The following is a 17,513-nucleotide window of genomic DNA, read 5'->3' on the forward strand; positions in this document are numbered from 1 at the left end:
CTTGAGCAAACGCTTGTTCGACATTGCCGCGTCCGCGCTGGGGCTGCTGATCCTCGCGCCGCTGCTGCTCCTGGCGGCCGTCTGGGTCAAGCTCGACTCGCCCGGCCCGGCGTTGTTCCGCCAGACCCGCGTCGGGCGCTTCGGCGTGCCCTTCACCATCCACAAGTTCCGCACCATGCGCGTCGAGCCCGGCGCGGCCATCACGGTGGGCGCCGACTCGCGCATCACCCGCTCGGGGCAGGTCCTGCGCCAGACCAAGCTCGACGAACTGCCCCAGCTCTGGGACGTGTTGTGCGGCGCGATGAGCCTCGTCGGCCCGCGGCCGGAGTTGCCACGCTATGTCGAGCTCTATCCAGCGGACTTGCGTGAACGCGTGCTGGCCGTGCGCCCCGGCATCACCGACCCGGCGTCGCTCGCCTTCAGCCACGAAGCCGAGTTGCTGGCAGCGGCAAGCGACCCCGAAAGGGAGTATCGCGAGGTCGTCATGCCGGCCAAGCTCAGGCTCTCTGCCGACTATGCGGCTCGCGCCAGCCTGGCCACCGACCTGCGGCTGATATTTGCAACGCTGGCTCGCGTCGTGCGCGGCTGACAATCGCTTCCCAATGAACTGGCAGTTTCTCGACACCCTGCTCACGCGCCTGCGGCCGCGCCGCGAAGCGTTGGCCCTGCTGCTCGACGTCGTTGTCGTCGCCATCGCCTGGCAGGCCACCTATCTGTTCCGCCTCGGTTTCGAGCGCTGGTTCTCGGCACGCCCCGACTACGACGGTTGGGTGCTGCTGGGGCTGCTGGCCATCTATGCGGCTGTGCTGTACCTGTTGCGCGTGCCCAAGGGCATGTGGCGCTTCTCCGGCTTCGGCGAGGTCCAGCGTCTGGCCTTGGCCTGCACGCTGGCGGGCCTGATCGGCGCCGCGGCCGTGCTGATGGCCCATTTGCATGCTGTCCCTCGGGCCGTACTGGCCCTGCATCCGCTGTTCACGCTGATGCTGCTGGCCATGATGCGCATGGGCTACCGCATGCTCTACGAGCACATGCGCAGCCGCATCAGTGGCAGCGCCCAGGAGCGGCGCCGGGCCCTGGTGATGGGTGCGGGCGACGCGGGCCGGCTGTTGGTGGCGGGCATCCAGCACAGCCAGGGTTGGGTGGTCGTGGGCTTCCTGGACGATGATCCCGCCAAACTGGGCGGGCGCGTGGCTGGGTTAGCCGTGCTGGGCGACCTGAGCGACGCGCGGCGATTCGCCAGCGTGCATAGCGTAACCCACATCATCGTGGCCATGCCGGCAGCCTCCGTTGAGCAACGGCGCCGGGCCCTTGACGTCGCGGGTGCCACCGGTCTGCCGGTGTTGACCGTGCCCAGCAGCTCGGAGCTGATGGCTGGTCGTCGCGTCAATGAGGTGCGCGATATCGAGCCCGAGGACTTGCTGGGCCGCGAACCGGTGCAACTCGACGAGGGTGGCATCAGCGAGGCACTGAGTGGCAAGGTGGTATTGGTCACGGGCGCCGGCGGCAGCATCGGTAGTGAGCTCTGCCGGCAGATCGCGCGCTATCGGCCGCGCCAATTGGTGCTCTACGAGCTCAGCGAGTTCGCGCTTTATCAGATAGAGCAGGAGCTGAGCGAGCACTTTCCGCATCTGCCACTGCTGCGGTTGATCGGCGACGTGAAGGATCTGTTTCATTTGCGGGCCACGTTCGCCGCCCATCGGCCCCAAGTGGTCTTCCATGCAGCCGCCTATAAGCATGTGCCGTTGATGGAAGTGGGCAACGCCGCGGCCTGCCTGCGCAACAACGTAATGGGCACGTATCACGCCTGCCTGGCGTCAGCCGAATGTGGCACCGAGCGCTTTGTGCTGATCAGTACGGACAAGGCTGTCAATCCAACCAATGTGATGGGCGCCACCAAGCGCGCGGCCGAGCTGGTCATCAGCCACATGGCGGCCCAGGGCCACGCCACCCGCTTCATGGCCGTGCGTTTCGGCAATGTGCTGGGCTCCAGCGGCAGCGTGATTCCGAAATTCAAGGAGCAGATCGCCAGAGGCGGTCCGGTGACAGTGACGCATCCGGACATCACGCGCTATTTCATGACGATACCTGAGGCGGCGCGCCTGGTCGTTCAGGCTGCGGCGCTCGGCGAGGGAGGGCAGGTTTTTGTTCTCGACATGGGAGCGCCCGTGCGGATCGCGGACCTCGCAAAGGACCTGATCCGCATGTCGGGACATAGCGAGCGCGATATCCCTGTCTCATATGTCGGTCTGCGGCCGGGCGAGAAGCTTTATGAAGAACTGTTGTCCGAGTCCGACGCGACGATGCCGACTCCGGTCAAGCGGCTGTTGATTGCCAAGCTTGACGATGGCCCCCGGCATGCGGCGGTTCATGCATGGTTAAAAGGTGTCGCGCAAGGTGAAAATCCACCCTCCTCGGACGCGGAGGTGCGACGGTTTCTTTCGGTACTCCTTGGATCAGAGTACGTTGTCGAGCGGCGCGGCTTTGACGCGTCAATGGTGTGAAGCTTGCGCACAAAGTGTGTGACCCGTACGAAGTGTCTCTCACTGGCAACGAAAGTCGTAAGTCCATGAGGAGCCTTTCGCGCGACGCTACTACTATGGACTCCGCTGCTGTACGGCCTAAGCTGACCGGCTGCAGGCCGTGTGGTTCTCACGTGTTTTCCCGAAGCCGAGCTGTTTCATTGACAAACGCTTAAAAACGCGGTCTAGAATGCCGCGGCGTGTTTCTAAACGCGTGTGATTCGCGAATCATCGATCTCTTTCCATAACCCTTGTGGAGTTCACCGAATGAAAAAATTTGTGTTTAAGGCGACCGCTCTGGCGATCGGTGCGCTGGTTGGCGGCGGAGCGTTTGCCTCGGTCAACCTGGACACGGCCGTGACGACCGGTACGTTTGCCAAAGAGTTGAACTACAGCTCGGTGGCTCCCGGCGTCGCTATCGCTGCCGGCCAAACCATCACGACCAAGCTTGGCTTCGGTGTCAGTGGTGGTCAAGACCGCTACATTCGTGTTGACCTTGGCGGCGCCAAGTTTGCAGCCGCTGCAGCGGGTGGCAACGTAGTCAACGGCACGCTTGCGTTTGCAAACAGCATTGTCGTCCAGGGCGGCGCAATTGGCGACGGTTATGTGATCTACCAGGTGACTGCAGCCGGCGCGGGCCATGCTCAAAGCGATGCTCTGACGATCACGTTGCCCTCGCTCAATGTGACCAACAGCAATGCTGCGAACGTCGTCGCGACGTATTCGTTGTATGAGACTGCCGTCGCTGCAGTCGCTAACGCCACCTCGACGTGGCTGTACAGGAATTTTGGCGACCTGTTGAAGTTTGCGACGGGTATCAAGTTCACGCTGACGACCAACAACACGACGGCGTCCGTTGAGCAGTCGTTCAAGAAATTTACCCCTGGTACCACGACCGGTGCGACTCCCGCGACCGCTGACATCCTGACCGCTCGTATCGGTTCCTTCACTTACGGTGTCGTGACTGGTGTGTTGAACACGGCTGGCACGCAAGTGCAGCTTGAGGATTTGGTGCAGGCAACTACCAAGGCCACGTTCACCGGCGATTTCGGCGCTGCTGGCACGTTGGGTACGTCTACTGACGACTGCGCTACCGCTCCCACCGCGCTGACTCTCAATACTGGCAAGACTTCGGCATCGTTCACGTTGCCCGTGACTGGCCAGGCTGACACAACGCGTGCCCTGTGCTACGTCGTGACCGGTACTACGGCAGTTTCGACCCAGTCGGTGACTGCATTGCTTGACGTGACCGCTGCAACAGCTGCGACCACTGCCGACATTGCTGCTGCCACGATCGGTACCATCGACCGCGACGGTACGGAACTGCAAGCGCCGTTGGCGTCGATTTACGGCTCGACTACTAACGGTAACCGTGCCGTGTTGACGAGCCAGCACTCGATCGATGCTTCAGTGGTGGCTTCGGCAATCACCGAAGACGGTGTGACGTGCACTGGCGGCACCACCGACTTCACGCTGATGGCTGGCAAGCAGTTGTTCATCAACGCTTCGGAAGTCTGCCCGACGCTGAGCGCCGGCAAAACCCGCCTCGCTCTGAAGTTCATCATCGCTGCCCCGAACAACAAGATTTCGGGCGTGTACAACTCGTACACCTACGATCCGACGACCGGCAAGGTGACTGACATGTCGTCCTACCCGCTGCTGCGCCCGGGTACGAACTGATCAATTGACATTGGTCAAGGGCGCCTTCGGGCGCCCTTTTTATTTGCCGGCGGTAATTCGTTGGAAATGCGCTCAACCTAAAATCCCTCGGCTTTAGTCCCCGCGGATTCTGAGATGTCAAGATTGTTCAAGCATGGGCGGAGCCGCAAGGCGGCCCCATCAGGGTTCACTTTGCTCGAGATGCTCGTCGTGCTCGTGATCATTGGCCTGCTAGCCGGGCTCGTCGGGCCTCGCCTGTTCAGCAAGGTCGATCAATCCAAGGTCACCGCGGCGATTACGCAGGCCAAGATGCTTCGAGGTGCCGTAGAGAGCCTGCGCCTGGACATCGGCCGCTACCCGCTGCCTGAAGAGGGGCTTGCTCTGCTGACAAAGCCCCCCCCGGAGCCGGCTTTGGCCAGCCGTTGGCGCGGGCCGTATCTGGACGGCGCGCTTCCCGAAGACCCCTGGGGCCAACCCTATCAATATGCTGTGCCCGGCGCTGACGGTCAGCCGTTTGCGTTGTTCTCCCTGGGAGCCGACAGCAAGCGCGGCGGCACGGGCGACGCGGCTGACGTGGGTGTTCTTCCGGCTGCTCAGTGAGCACTTGTCTCCACCCCAGCAAGGTGCGCACGTTTCGCGGCTTCACCTTGCTGGAGATGCTCGTCGTCCTTGTGCTGATCGCCCTGGCTGCTGGGCTCGTCGTGCCATCGGGGGTGAGGTGGTTGGAGGCGGCGCGCCAGCGCGCCTGGCAGGACGATCTGCGCGCACAACTCTTGAATCTGCCTCTGCGGGCCTTTCATGAGGGGCGCGCCTTGAATCTGGACGCGTCGTCTGTGAGAGAACTCGTACCGGATATTCCGACAGATGTGGTCATCGAGCTTTCAGCGCCGCTGCGCTACGGTCCGACGGGCGCTGCGAGCGCTGGAGAGATTCGGTTCGGCAAACGTGGCGCACCGCCGGTGGTGTGGCGCGTCATGGCCGTCACTGGCGACGTGCAGGGCTGAAACCGTCGGGTATGAAACCGCATGAACGCGGCTTCGGCCTGCTGGAGGCGATCATCGCGTTGGTCATCCTGGCCAGCGCCGGGCTGGCCTTGTTCGCCTGGATCGGCCAGAACCTGACCGACGTCCGGCGCATTGAAGATGCGCAGGCCCGCGCAGCTTTGCAGCTGACAACGGTGGGACTGGTCACCAATATCAATCCATTTGTCGAACCTAAAGGGGAGAGGCGCGTTGGCGCCGTGCTCGTGCGCTGGAGTTCGGAACTGATAGAGCCACTGCGCCACAGCCTGCCCTTTGGTGGAAGCCAGAGCCCGGTTTGGGAAGTGGGCCTGTACCGGCTGGACGTCGTGAGCACCGAGGAGTCGACCGGCACGCACGTGGAATTCAGCCTTGAGCAGCCTGGGCTGAATGCGCTGAACGTGCAGCCCAGGCGGCGCGGCGAGGAGCCGCCATGAGCGCCGGCCGTCACCAGCATGGATTGACGCTCCTGGAGACGCTGGTCACCCTGGTCATCGCCGCGATGGTGGCGACGCTGATGGCCGAGGGCCTGTTTCAGCTCGGGCAGTTGGAGCGGCGCCTCGGCACCGGTCAGTTGCAGCCACGRCTCGAGCGGCTGCACGTGCTATGGCTGCAGCAGTCCCTGGAAGGCTTGCGAGCCGGCGAGCCTGGCACTGCGGATGAAGTGCTGGGCGGCCCGCGCAAGGTTCAGGGCATCAGCAGTCTGCTGCCGATGGTCGAACCGGCTGGGCCTATGCCGGTGACGCTGTCGATGACCTATAGCCAATCCACGGACCAGACGGAACTCACGATGGACGTGGGCCCAGTTGAGAAGCGTGTGCAAACGGCCGTGCTGGCGCGCTGGAAAGGTAATGCAGGCCACTTTAGTTATTTGGACCAGAGCGGAGCGTGGCTGAGTGAATGGCCGCTCAAGGTGCCGAATGCTCAGCTGATACCCCGAGCCATTGCAGTTCATGGCGACGCTGAAGCAGTGCTCTTTGTCGCAGCTCTGCAGGCATCCTCCGAGCGGCTGGGCAAGCGGATCGAACTCTCCAAGCTCCCTTGATGAAGTCTTCAAGAGTCTCTCAACGTGAGGGCGGCTACGTCCTCATCTTCGTCATCGCCTCGCTGGCACTGGTGGCTTTCGTCGCCACGCGTTTCGCTTTGCGCGTGGACGCGTTGCGACAGCAGGCAACCTCGATGCAGAACCTGGCACAGGGACGGCTGCTGGTAGAAAGCGCAAAGGCTCGGGCCTTGTTCTGGTTGAGCACGCGGCCCTTCGGCCTGGCGTCCTCTGGATTCGCCGATGAGCAGCCACTTGCGCTGGACAATCGGAGCTACGAAATGCGCAATGGCGCCTGGATCCGGGTGCAGGACGCTCGCGGGCTGCTGTCCTTGAACGTGCCGCAGCGCGAACGTTGGCTTGCCGCATTGATCGGCGCCGGGGCCTCCCTGGATCAGGCGAGCGCCATGATCGACATCTTGCTGGACTACACCGACACCGACTCCCTGAAGCGGCTCAACGGTGCCGAGGCGCCTGACTATGCGGCCGCCGGCCTGGCGCCGCCGCGCAACGACTGGATACTTTCCACCGATGAAACTGCGCTGATGCCAGTTTGGGCGGCAAATCCACAGTTGCGCCAGCGGATGGTTTCATGGACGAACGTTATGAGAAATGATTCGTTCAATCCAAATACAGCACCATTGGATTTGCTTCGAGCGCTTTGGCCCAAAGTATCCGCAGATCAATGGAATCTTTTCGACCGACTGAGAAGAACGGCTCCATTTGTAGAWGCCACTGCTGCAATCGCAGCAACGGGCATCCCGTTTCCCACTGACGAAAGCGTGCACTTCCATGCCAGCAACGAGCTGCGTGTTCAGTTGTGGGCCCCCGGACTGCCGATGGCGGTCGAATACACTCTTTCGATTCTGCCGACGGGGGCCTACGCGCCCTGGCTGATCCAAGAAGTTCGCCCGTCGGATCGATTCGCCGCCCCTGATGCCCATCAAGCCGCCGCCAAGTTTCCTGACGCGAGCAAAGACCTCGCTCGACCCGCTCCGTCTGCCCCGCCTTCTTTGTGACCGGCTGGAACTCGGTGCGCAGGGCGCGCAGGCGCGAGGGCTAACTTTGATCTCGCGCGGAGTGATCCGTCACCGTGCATTCGACCTTTCCGAGCTGCCCGAGGCAGACCGGCTGGGCGCCTTGCGAGCCCAACTGGCTGCCTGGGAGCCACTGCCGGATGCGCAGTATTTGATCAGTTGGCAGGGGGCGGTCGCGCAGGCGTTTGCCATCGAGAAGCATCGCCTTGACGAAGTTGCGGTGAAGAGCCCAGCCTGGTTGCCTGAGACCCTGGCGCGAGAAGCGTACTCGCAAGGGGTGCGCATGGTGCAGGCGCTCGACGGATTCGAAGGCCAGGCCTGGAAGGCTGGCGTGCTGCGGGTCACCCGTTGGTGGGCGACTCGGCCTAGCGCTCAGGAATGGTCGCTATTCCTGCGGCAGGCTGGCTGGGCGGGCTCGGCGAGCACCGCCCCTGAGCTTGAATCGCCCAATTGGCAAAAACCTGGTCGCCTTCCGGTTTCTGCCGATCAGCTCGGGCAGGTCGGTCAGGGCAACGAGCGGGTGCTGGTCGGCGTCCTGGCCCTGGTATTGATCGGGTTCGGCGCCATGTCCGCGCGAGCGCTTTGGGACAGCTTCGAGGCACGCCGTCAGGCGCAGCTTGCGCTCGCGGAACTGAAAGTCGGGGTTGCACCGGTGCTGGCGGCGCGTGACAAGGCCCTGGCCTCGGCAGACCAGAGTGCAGCACTGATTTCGCTTTTGCAGGCGCCGCGCCCCCTTGAGGTGCTCGAGGAGTTGCTGCGACTGCTACCGAGCACGGGCCTCATCCGGGAAGCCGATATCCAGGGCATGGAAGTCCGTGTCGTGCTGGACCTGCCGGCCGATGTCTCGCGCAGCAAGGTCATCGCTGGACTGGAGGCGGGTGGCTGGTTCACTCAGGTCTCCGAAGCGCGAGATGGACAGCCTCGTGCTGGCCTTGACCTGCAGATGAAGCTGTCGTCCGTGTCGCCGCCCCAGCGCAGCAGTGCCGATGCCGGCTTGCAGCGCCTGAGCGGCGAAGGTGCGCCGCCTACACCGCCCGGCAGTGCAGGGACGAAGCAGTGAAAGTCGATACAGCCAAGAACCTGCAGGCCACGCTGGGTGAAGCCTGGCTCCAGGCTCGCCGGGAGTGGATGGGCAATGCGCGCCTGCGCTGGGGCGTGCGAATGATCCTCGCCACGCTCTGGATCTGGTTCTCGCTGCTGGCGCAAGACCAGGCGGCCGCATGGCGCGCGGAAGGCGACGAAGCCCAGGCCCAGATGCAGCGCCTGAGTTCGCTGCGATCGGAAACGGTCTGGCCGCAGCGTGCCGAGGATGCGCGCACGCAGCTCGAGAGCGCGCGGGCGCTGCTTTGGACCGCCGCCAGTCAGGGCCAGGCCGAGGCCACGCTGCAGGACCGATTGCGCGAAATGGCTGCAAAGGCGGGCCTGACGATTCGCGAGCTGAGCATCGTTGCCGGTGACACCAAGCCAACCAGCGATGGCGCACGCCCGTTGCGCGTACGGTTGATCGTGGACATGAGCGATCGCGTGGCACTGACGGGCTTCCTGTCCGAGGTCAGCCAGTCGCCCCAACTGATTATCGTTGACACACTGCGCCTGCGCCCTCAGGCTGCTCCACCTCGGGCCGAGATCGAAGTACGCGTTCTGTATCGCGAGCAGGCGAAGGCTTCCTGAGATGATGACGTTACGCAACAAGCTGCTGCTGACCGTGGCCGTCGTGCTGCTCGGCTGGTTCGCTGGGGAGACGACAGCCTACAAGGCGCCGGCTCCCGTGCAGGCGCGCCGCGATGCCTGGCAACTGCCGGCGCTGCCGAAGGCTGATGGTTCGTCGACCCGGGCTGCCATCGTCGCGACCTCTGCGCAATGGGGTGCGGCGAAGGCGGCCAGCGCACCCGGTGCGCAGGAAGAAGCGCCGCGATGGCGCCTCGCGGGCATTTATGGCCAAGGCAAGGTGGGTGGCGTGCTGGTTTTGTATGAGGGTGATCGCAAGCCTGCCGAGCGTTTGAAGGTCGGCGAAAAGTTACCGAGCGGGCATGTCATTGAGTTGATCGATGGCAACCAAGTACACGTGCGTCTCGGAAAGAAACGCGAGACCTTTGGAGTTGAAAATCGTGAATGAATCCCTGAGAGCCAGGCCGGTACCGGCTTTCTGGAGGCGCACCTTCTTGACCTTGGTGGCAGCCCTGTCGGGTTGCGCGCCCCTGGCGCCCATCGTCCCGGCGCCCCTGGCAACGGCCAGCCCCGAAGCCGCCGCCTCCTCGCCCTTTGGATYTGCCGAGACCCCGACATCGAGCATGCGGGTCAATGATCTTCCGTCGCCCCCGGCAGTTGCTTCAAGCAACTATGCAGCCAAGCGCAGCGCCGCAGATGCCAAGGTCAGCACCGACATCGCAAGCCGGCAGGGTGATGAGGTCGGAGCGATCAACCTGCAGCAGGTGCCGCTGCCGAACTTCGTGCAGATCGTCTATACCGAGATGCTCAAGCGCAACGTCAACATCGATCCGGCGGTGGTCGCCCGCAAGGATCTGGTGACGTTCCGTGCACCCGCTTCGCAAAGCGCGGCGCAGCTCGAGACGGCGATCAAGCTGCTTCTGAAGAGTTACCAGATCGCCGTTGTCGACGTGGGCGGCCTGGTGCGCGTGCTGCCGGACAACGCCCAGCTCGGCAATCTGCCCGAGATCCGCCGCGGTGACGCCCTTCCCGACACCCCGCTGCCGTTGCGGCCCGTCTACCAGCTCGTCGAAATGAGGTCGGTCAGGCAGAACGAGGTCGCCATGTGGCTCAAGACCCTGTTCGCCAATCGCGTGAACATCCAGGAGGACGTCGCCCGCAATGCGCTGCTGCTCAATGGCACGCCGGACAACATGCAGGCGGCGCTCGAGGCGATCCGCATGCTGGACCAGCCGCTGATGAGCGGGCGCCGCAGCATCGCCCTGACGCCGGCCTACCTGTCGGTCGACGATCTGGCCAAGCGCCTCGTCGAGGTGCTGACCGCGCAGGGCTACGCCGTGGCGCCGCTGGGTCCACAGCAGGGCATCCGCTATCCCGTTACGCTGCTTCCGGTCTCGGCAGTGAACTCGGTCTATGTCTTTGCGGTCAGCGACGAAGTGCTCAAGCACGTCGAGCAATGGGCGCGCACGCTGGACAAGCCCAGTGAGCGCGGCGTCGGCAAGAACTTCTTCACCTACCAGGTCCGGCACAAGGATGCCGGCGACCTGGCCAAGACGCTGGATCAACTGCTCAGCAGCAGCCGTGGGCGAGTCAGCGCGGCACCGGCTCAGAGTCAGAGCAGCACGGCCTCGTCGGGCAGCACCGCTGCGCCACGCTTGACATCGGTGGTGGTCGACCAGTCCAGCAACATGCTGATCTTCCAGGCCGAGCCCGAAGAATATTCGCAGATCAGCTCGCTGCTGCAGATGCTGGACCGTCCCGCCAAGGCCGCGCTGATCGAGGTTACTGTTGCGGAGTTGTCGACCATCGACAGCAGCCAGCTCGGCATCGAATGGCTGGCCAGTCATGACTATGGCAACGGCAAGATCGGCCGCTTCGGCACCCAGGGCGGCACCGGCATCGGCAACTCAGGCTTCAATTTCCGCCTGCTGGACTCCGCAGGCAGCGTGAAGGCAGCCCTCAACGCACTGGCCTCGACGAACCAGGCCACCATCCTTTCAAGCCCCCGTGTGCAGGCTCGCAATGGTGAGCAGGCGATCATCCAGGTGGGCCAGGAAGTGCCCATCATCACGAGCCAGCAGACCACGACGGGCACGATCACGACGCCGACCCAGACGGGCGTGTTGCAGACGGTCCAGTACCGCAGCACGGGTGTCATCCTGAAGGTCAAGCCGGTCATCCACTCCGGCGATCAGGTCGACATCGAGGTGGACCAGGAGGTCAGCGCCGCTGCTGCGACCAACACGGGCGTCAACACCTCGCCGACCTTCAGCACGCGCAAGCTGTCAACCAAGATGACCTTGCGCAATGGAGCCACCGTGATGATGGGCGGCCTGATCTCGAACGACACCAGCCAGGGCAGCGCGGGCATCCCGTTCCTCAAGGACATTCCGCTGATCGGTAACCTGTTCAGCACCCGTACCAGTGGCGGCAATCGCCGTGAGCTGGTGATCCTGATCACGCCCTACATCCTCAACGACAGCAGCGAAGCCGAGGCCATGACCGCGGCCTTCCGCAAGCAGCTGGGGGGGTGGGCCGACACGGCCACCAAGCCTGACGGGTCTGTTGCGCCCAACCGCCCCATTCTCGATCTGATCGCCAAGCCGCCGGCTGGGAAGGCGGGCCAGTGAGCTCGTCCAAGCTGATCGGCGAACTGCTGATCGAGCGCGGCACAGTCAAGGCGGCTGAAGTGGAGAACGCGCTGCTGGTGCAAGCCAGCAAGGGCGGGCGGCTCGGAGAAATCCTGGTCCGCCTGGGCGCGGTGTCCATGCAAGTGCTTTACGCCGCCTTGGCCGAGCAACTGGGCTACCCGCTGCTCCTTGCCAACGCGCTGGACGAAGACGCCATGCGAGCCGGCATGGCCAAGCTGGGCACGCCCGCGAGCTGGTGGCTGGATCGCCATGTGCTGCTGTGGCGGGACGACGAAGGCCTTTGCGTGGCCAGCGCCGATCCGCTGGACGTGGACGTGGCGGAGGCGCTGGCCGGCGAACCGCACGTGAGTGCGCTGCGCTGGCATCTGCTGCTGCCCGCTGATGCTGAAATGTGGGCCCAGCGCCTGCGCGCATCGCCCCACTCTGTGGGCGCGGATGCGCGCAGCCTGCGAGAGCTGGCTGAAGACGCGCCGGTCGTGGCCTTCGTCAACAACACGCTGGCCCAGGCACTCGAGGCGCGCGCCTCGGACATCCACATCGAGCCCGGTGAGCGCGAATGCACGCTGCGCTTTCGTGTGGACGGCGTGCTGCACACGCGCAGCAGCCTGGGCATGGACCGCTACCCGGCCATCGCTTCGCGGATCAAGCTGATCGGCGGCCTGGACATCGCCGAAAGGCGCCTGCCGCAGGACGGTCGCATCTCCACGCGCGTGGCGGGCCGCGAAGTCGATATCCGCATCTCCGCCATTCCGGCCGTGCATGGCGAGTCGCTGGTGCTGCGCCTGCTGCCCAAGGAGCGCGGCGATATCGGCATGCATCGCATCGGCATGGAGTCTGACCACCGTGCCCTGTTCGAGCAGTGGCTGGGCTGGCCCAATGGTCTGGTGCTCGTGACCGGCCCGACCGGATCGGGCAAGAGCACCACGCTCTACAGCGCGCTCTCGCACATCAACGATGGCGTTCGCAAGTTGATCACGGTCGAGGATCCCGTCGAGCTGCGGCTGCCGGGCGTCGTTCAGATCCAGACGCAGGCCGAAATCGGCTATACCTTCGCCAGGGCGCTGCGCTCCATCCTGCGGCACGATCCGGACGTCATCATGGTTGGCGAAATCCGTGACCGCGAGACCGCCGAGATCGCGATCCAGGCCGCGTTGACCGGCCACCTCGTGCTCGCGACGGTCCACACCAACGACGCGCTGTCCGCCGTGAACCGGCTCGTCGACATGGGCATCGAGCCCTATCTGGTCGCGGCTGCGCTGCGGGCCGTGATGGCGCAGCGCCTGATCCGCCGGCTCTGCAGCAATTGCGCCAAGCCTCACCCCGAGGCTGCGAGCCTGCAACACCGTTGGCAGGTGCTGCGCGACCGATTGCCGGCGCTGCACGATGTGCCCGATGAGCCCGCCTGGCTCGCCGCTGGCGGCTGCGAAATCTGCGGCGGCACGGGCTACCGCGGCCGTGTCGGCATCTATGAACTGGTGACGGTCGGCGCGGCGATGCAGCACGAAATCGCCCAGGGCGGCAGCTCGGAGCGTTTGCTTGCCATGGCCGATGCCGACGGGCGGCGCTCCATGGTGGATGACGGGCTGATCAAGAGCGCGCGAGGCCTGTCCACCTTGGACGAAGTGCTGCGCGCCGCCAGCGAGCACGGCGGGTGATGGACAGCTTCAGCTACCGCGCGCAAGACGCCGCCGGCCACATGGTCAGCGGCCAGATCGAGGCGAGGGACTCGGCCCAGGCGGCGCGCGACCTGCTGCGCCAGGGGCTCACGCCGCTGGCGCTGAAGGCCCTGGACGCACCGCCCGAGGCAGCGCTGCCCCGTGCCGGCCGCACGCCTAAACGCCTGACGCTGGCAGACAAGGTCGTGATGTTGCGCGAGCTGGCCACCTTGCTGGCCGCCGGCGTCTCGCTGGACGAGGCCTTGGTGTCGCTGGCGAGCGGCCACGTCGGTGGCGCCATGGGCGATGTCATGACGCGTGCCTCCCGCACCGTGCGCGAGGGCGGCAGCCTGCACGACGCTTTGCAGTCCAGCGGCCTGGGCCTGGCCGAGCATCTGATGACGGTGGTGCGCGTGGGTGAAGCCAGCGGCGACCTGGCCACCGCGCTCAGCGATTGCGCTGAACAGCTGGACGTGTCCCGCCGTATGGGGCAGGAGCTGCGCAACGCGATGGTCTATCCGAGCATCCTGGTGGTGGCGGGCCTTTTCGCGGTGCTGATCATCTTCATCGGTGTCATCCCGCGATTCGCGCCGCTGCTCAGAGGCGCGCGTCGGCAGATGCCCGAGTTCTCGGTCTGGGTGATCGAGACGGCCGTGTACATGAAGGCCCATGTGCTGGCGCTCGGCCTGGGCGTGGGCATCGTGGCGGCTTTGCTTGTGACCCTTTTCGCACGGGCGAGCTTTCGACGTGCGCTGCTCGAATGGGCCGCTGCGGCGCCGGTGCTTGGCCCCTGGCTGCGCGACGCAGAAGTGGGGCGGTGGGCGCTGTTGATGGGCACCATGCTGCGCAACCGGGTGCCATTGCTTGACGCACTGAAGCTGTCGCGCGGTGCGCTGCAGCTGCGCGAGTTTTCGCTGGTGATCGCCTCTGCGACCCGCGAGCTCGAACATGGACGAACGCTGTATGACAGCTTGCGCCATTCGGCCTGGATTCCTGCGGCGCGGCTGAACCTGATCAAGGTGGGCGAGCGGGCCGGCAGCCTGGACGCGATGCTGACYTCGCTCGGCAGCATGCAGTCCGAGGCGGCCCGGGAACGTCAGAAGCGGGCCATGGCCTTGATCGAGCCGATTGCCATCCTGCTCATTGGCGGCGTGATCGGCGTGCTGATGGTCGCCGTGATGATGGCGATCACGTCAATGAACGCCGGCGCCGCCTGATCTCGGCGGCACGGGCGCCGGTTGCCGCTCGAAGAAGTGGGCCACGTCCTGCGGTGAGCGAACGCTGCCGTCCTGCAGCGCAAGGACGAGGTTGCGCGTCGCCAGCGCGCTGACCGGTGGCTGGTGCTGTACAGGCGGCGTGGGACCGCTGAACCAAACGATCAGTGGTACGCGCTGGTCGGACGACTTGCCGGCGCTCCCGCTTCCCGGACCGCGCTGCTGCTCGTACATGGCCGACCACAGCTCGCGCTCCCGAAGCCAGTGGTCGGACGTCAGCACGAGCGTCGCCTCGTCGCCCTGGGCTGTGAGCCGCTGGCGCACTTCTTCGATCATCTCGGCGGTCAACGCCAGATTGGCCTGGTAGTCCTGGCGCAGGTCACGCGGCGCGCGGTGCGCCGCGGCGCTGGGCGGATGAGGCACGTTGRTGTGGATCCAGACCATCGCGTTGGCGCGGTCTTCCACAGCCTGCAGGGCTTCCTCGTGCAGGCGGGTATAGGTCGCATGCCACTGCTGCAGGAACACCGAGTAGGGGAAGTCGAACTGCCCGCTGCGCTTGAACACCCGCTCGAGCTGGGCCTTCCACCCCTGGAAGAACTGGACGGGTTCGGCATGGCAGGTGTGCGCCGTCGTGACCAGCGCGCAGTAGTCGTGGTAGTAGCCAATGACCGCGTGGCTGATGTGGCGGGCCTGCAGGTCGCTGAAGAGCTGCGGGGTTTCGGGGCTCCAGACTTCGCCGCTCTTGCTGCGCAGCGACGCCTTGCCGCCGAGCTCGACTTCACCGAAGGGCCGGCCGAACAGCATGCCTGGAATGGACTCCAGCGTGTTCGGCCCCGCGGGCAGGGCGTTCTGGGCAAAGAAGGATTGCTTGAGCAGATCCTGCATTGCCTCTCGCTTGAAGAGTCCTTCGCGCTCTGAGATCTCCATGTCCCATTCATCGAACACGATCACGATGGTGCGCCGCGGGGCGGGAGCTGCCTGCGCCGCGGGCGCATGGTCACGCGCTTGAGGCGAGAAGGTGCCCAGCAGATAGCCCGTCATGCCTGGCTGCAGCGCGAACAGCGTCAGCATGGCCAGGCAGGCCGCGTTGCCCAGCCGCGCAGCCGACTCTGGGCGCGTGCGCCAAGCGATCAGGGCCGCAGCGATGGCGCAGCCGACCATGGCGCCGGCCTTGGCCCAACCAGGCAAGGGCAGGGAGGTGGCCAGCGATTGGCGAAAGACCTGGAACAGCGCCACGAAGACCAGCGTCAGCAGCAATGCGCGCGCCATTCGGGCGGTGGCATGCAAGGCGCGATCCGGCCTATCCAGCCAGCCGCCGAGCGCGCCGAAGAGCGCCACCGCCACCAGCAGCAGATGGCCTTCCCGCAGGAAGCTGGCCGGCTGAAACGACAGATACAGCGAGTAGGTGTAGCGCAGGATCACGTCGCCCACGCCGATCGCGCCGAGGCTGATGAAGCTCAGCAAGGCATAGCGCAGCGCCTGACGCGCGGCAGGCCCGAGCTGCGCCTTGCCCAAGCTCATGGCGCGTGCGCGCCGCGGCGGCGCAGGCGCAACAGCGTGCGATGTTCCGAGATCTGCTGCTGGTCCTGCAGCTCGAACCACGGTTCGGCGCAGCCCAGCACGAAGGCCAGATCCCAATGCTGGTACAGACCCATGTTTGGCCCTGCGAGCTCGACGAAGCGCGGGTCTTCTCGAGGCACAAATTCCAGCAGCAGCGTGTCACGGCAGCAGTCGGCCAGCACTTCGAAGAGCTGCGCCGTCGGCAGGCGCTCCGTCACGGTCAGGTGGTGGATCACGGCCAGAGCCAGCACCAGATCGAAGCGGCCAGCAAAACGCTGCGGCAAGCCCAGCGTTTCCGCGAGGCGCCAACCCGTTGCGGGCGTGGGTCGCGCAAAGTTGGCGTGCAGGCACTGGATAGGCAGGTTCAGTTGGCGCGCCTGGCGGTGCAGGTCGTGCAAGGCGTTGACGTCATCGTCCAAGGCCAGCACCTGGGCGCCGGCGCGCGCCGCGATCAGCGAGAACTCGCCGCTGTTGGCGCCGATGTCCAGCACGCGTGCATAGCGGCCTTCGCCCACCAGTTGCTCGATGGCCTTGCGCTTGGCCGTCAGCTCGATTGCCAGGTAGTGATCGCGGTTGCCCGTGTATTCGCTCCAGGTGCTGAGGCCTCTGCCGTGGGACTCCAGGCGGTCGACGAAGCGCCCGAGGTTGCCCAGCAGCCAGGGAGTGCCGTCAGCGCCGCTCGCCTTGCTTGCGCCCGACGCCTTCTGGTCACGGCGAATGCGGCGTCTCTCCAGCCGTGCGGGCAGTCGYACATGCAGCCACATCGCCAGCCCCAAATGGGCGTACCAAGGGATGAACGGCGCGATCTCGGCGGCGCGCAGGCCGTCGCGGTGAGCCAGGAAGACGTCTCGCGGCGTGCGGCCCAGCTCGGCCACGGCCAGCAGGGGCAGCACGAAATGACGCACGAACTGGCCGTAGGCCAGCCATCCCGGCGGATCGGCCGGTTGACGACGCTGCAGCGAAAGCAGGTCGCAAAAGACGGGTTTGCAGCCTTCGAACAGCACGTTGCTGGTGGCCGCGTCCTTGAGGGTCCAGCCCGCGGCCCAGGCGCGCCGCTGGATGTCCAGCGTCAGGCGCGCGGCGTCCGCCAGCATGGCCGGCGTCCATTCGAAGGCGTAGGTGGGCATCTCGACGCGGCGATGCCGCAGCAACAGGCTGCCATCCGGTTGGGGATGTTGTTCCTCGACCCCGATCAGCAGGCCGTCCCGGACCAGCTCGGTAAACAGTGCGCTGGTCAGCAGCTCGGTGGTAGGCGTGGCGGCATGCGCTTGAACTCTTCGCCAGACCTGCTGCCCGTCATCCTCGACATTGCCGTCGGGATCCCGGAAGCTCACACGCATCAGGAGCGGTCCCGATTCCAACGCCGCTTGAGGGCGCGCCAGATCTCGCGAGGATTGCGGATGTAGTAGACGAGTCCGACAGCCGCCGCAATCAGGCCCTGGATGATGAGGTGGGCCGAGCCCCCGTCGATATAGGCATAGGCCGGTGC

Annotated in this window: 16 protein-coding genes; 14 read left to right on the forward strand and 2 right to left on the reverse strand. The window is 65.1% G+C overall.

The features are described from left to right. Window position 1: 1 nt before the first annotated feature. The 14 genes from ACXJKJ_RS24930 (at window position 2) to ACXJKJ_RS24995 (ending at window position 14,467) form a co-directional block, all read left to right on the forward strand. Window positions 2-589, forward strand: a complete 588-nt coding sequence (locus ACXJKJ_RS24930) for a sugar transferase (RefSeq protein ID WP_457393343.1) — start codon at window positions 2-4, stop codon at window positions 587-589. 13 nt (window positions 590-602) lie between these two features. Continuing rightward, window positions 603-2,501: a polysaccharide biosynthesis protein gene (locus tag ACXJKJ_RS24935; RefSeq protein WP_457393345.1), complete on the forward strand. Its 1,899-nt coding sequence runs from the start codon at window positions 603-605 to the stop codon at window positions 2,499-2,501. Between the two features lie 285 nt (window positions 2,502-2,786). Further along, window positions 2,787-4,199: a hypothetical protein gene (locus tag ACXJKJ_RS24940; protein WP_457393347.1), complete on the forward strand. Its 1,413-nt coding sequence runs from the start codon at window positions 2,787-2,789 to the stop codon at window positions 4,197-4,199. A 114-nt stretch (window positions 4,200-4,313) separates the two neighbouring features. Continuing rightward, complete coding sequence (gene gspG, locus ACXJKJ_RS24945; protein ID WP_457355711.1) at window positions 4,314-4,778, forward strand: type II secretion system major pseudopilin GspG; 465 nt, start codon at window positions 4,314-4,316, stop codon at window positions 4,776-4,778. Between the two features lie 23 nt (window positions 4,779-4,801). Beyond that, a complete protein-coding gene (locus ACXJKJ_RS24950) occupies window positions 4,802-5,182 on the forward strand; it encodes a prepilin-type N-terminal cleavage/methylation domain-containing protein (RefSeq protein ID WP_457393361.1) in 381 nt (126 codons plus the stop codon). An 11-nt stretch (window positions 5,183-5,193) separates the two neighbouring features. Then, window positions 5,194-5,634 carry a type II secretion system protein gene (locus tag ACXJKJ_RS24955; RefSeq protein ID WP_056204383.1) on the forward strand — a complete coding sequence of 147 codons (441 nt, stop codon included), beginning with the start codon at window positions 5,194-5,196 and terminating at the stop codon, window positions 5,632-5,634. Further along, window positions 5,631-6,242 (forward strand): prepilin-type N-terminal cleavage/methylation domain-containing protein, encoded by a 612-nt coding sequence (locus tag ACXJKJ_RS24960; protein WP_457355707.1) that lies wholly within the window; start codon window positions 5,631-5,633, stop codon window positions 6,240-6,242. Before ACXJKJ_RS24955 ends, ACXJKJ_RS24960 begins: the two co-directional genes overlap by 4 nt. Next, on the forward strand, window positions 6,242-7,258 hold the full coding sequence (locus ACXJKJ_RS24965) for a general secretion pathway protein GspK (protein ID WP_457393349.1): 1,017 nt from the start codon (window positions 6,242-6,244) through the stop codon (window positions 7,256-7,258). Before ACXJKJ_RS24960 ends, ACXJKJ_RS24965 begins: the two co-directional genes overlap by 1 nt. Beyond that, window positions 7,176-8,336, forward strand: a complete 1,161-nt coding sequence (locus ACXJKJ_RS24970; RefSeq protein WP_457393351.1) for a hypothetical protein — start codon at window positions 7,176-7,178, stop codon at window positions 8,334-8,336. Before ACXJKJ_RS24965 ends, ACXJKJ_RS24970 begins: the two co-directional genes overlap by 83 nt. Before the next feature lie 101 nt (window positions 8,337-8,437). After that, window positions 8,438-8,947: a GspMb/PilO family protein gene (locus ACXJKJ_RS24975; protein ID WP_457355703.1), complete on the forward strand. Its 510-nt coding sequence runs from the start codon at window positions 8,438-8,440 to the stop codon at window positions 8,945-8,947. Between the two features lies 1 nt (window position 8,948). Beyond that, on the forward strand, window positions 8,949-9,392 hold the full coding sequence (locus ACXJKJ_RS24980) for a hypothetical protein (protein ID WP_056204367.1): 444 nt from the start codon (window positions 8,949-8,951) through the stop codon (window positions 9,390-9,392). A gap of 175 nt (window positions 9,393-9,567) precedes the next feature. After that, a complete protein-coding gene (locus ACXJKJ_RS24985; protein ID WP_056204364.1) occupies window positions 9,568-11,574 on the forward strand; it encodes a secretin N-terminal domain-containing protein in 2,007 nt (668 codons plus the stop codon). Beyond that, window positions 11,571-13,250, forward strand: coding sequence for a GspE/PulE family protein (locus ACXJKJ_RS24990; protein ID WP_457393353.1), 1,680 nt, complete (start codon window positions 11,571-11,573; stop codon window positions 13,248-13,250). Before ACXJKJ_RS24985 ends, ACXJKJ_RS24990 begins: the two co-directional genes overlap by 4 nt. Then, window positions 13,250-14,467, forward strand: a complete 1,218-nt coding sequence (locus ACXJKJ_RS24995) for a type II secretion system F family protein (RefSeq protein WP_457393355.1) — start codon at window positions 13,250-13,252, stop codon at window positions 14,465-14,467. Before ACXJKJ_RS24990 ends, ACXJKJ_RS24995 begins: the two co-directional genes overlap by 1 nt. Here the strand turns inward: ACXJKJ_RS24995 and ACXJKJ_RS25000 are convergent. After that, entirely contained in the window at window positions 14,444-15,985 is a 1,542-nt protein-coding gene (locus ACXJKJ_RS25000; RefSeq protein WP_457393357.1) for a sulfatase-like hydrolase/transferase, read from the reverse strand. The two genes, ACXJKJ_RS24995 and ACXJKJ_RS25000, sit on opposite strands and share 24 nt — an antisense overlap. Next, window positions 15,982-17,364, reverse strand: coding sequence for a class I SAM-dependent methyltransferase (locus ACXJKJ_RS25005; protein ID WP_457393359.1), 1,383 nt, complete (start codon window positions 17,362-17,364; stop codon window positions 15,982-15,984). The genes ACXJKJ_RS25000 and ACXJKJ_RS25005 overlap by 4 nt, the downstream gene beginning before the upstream one ends. Window positions 17,365-17,513 lie beyond the last annotated feature (149 nt).

The organism is Roseateles sp. P5_E1 (assembly GCF_054049335.1).

Coding starts and splice junctions, on each gene's coding strand:
- ACXJKJ_RS24935 (WP_457393345.1), top strand. CDS start 603: ATGAACTGGCAGTTTCTCGACACCCTGCTCACGCGCCTGCGGCCGCGC.
- ACXJKJ_RS24940 (WP_457393347.1), top strand. CDS start 2,787: ATGAAAAAATTTGTGTTTAAGGCGACCGCTCTGGCGATCGGTGCGCTG.
- gspG (WP_457355711.1), top strand. CDS start 4,314: ATGTCAAGATTGTTCAAGCATGGGCGGAGCCGCAAGGCGGCCCCATCA.
- ACXJKJ_RS24955 (WP_056204383.1), top strand. CDS start 5,194: ATGAAACCGCATGAACGCGGCTTCGGCCTGCTGGAGGCGATCATCGCG.
- ACXJKJ_RS24970 (WP_457393351.1), top strand. CDS start 7,176: ATGCCCATCAAGCCGCCGCCAAGTTTCCTGACGCGAGCAAAGACCTCG.
- ACXJKJ_RS24975 (WP_457355703.1), top strand. CDS start 8,438: ATGATCCTCGCCACGCTCTGGATCTGGTTCTCGCTGCTGGCGCAAGAC.
- ACXJKJ_RS24980 (WP_056204367.1), top strand. CDS start 8,949: ATGATGACGTTACGCAACAAGCTGCTGCTGACCGTGGCCGTCGTGCTG.
- ACXJKJ_RS24985 (WP_056204364.1), top strand. CDS start 9,568: ATGCGGGTCAATGATCTTCCGTCGCCCCCGGCAGTTGCTTCAAGCAAC.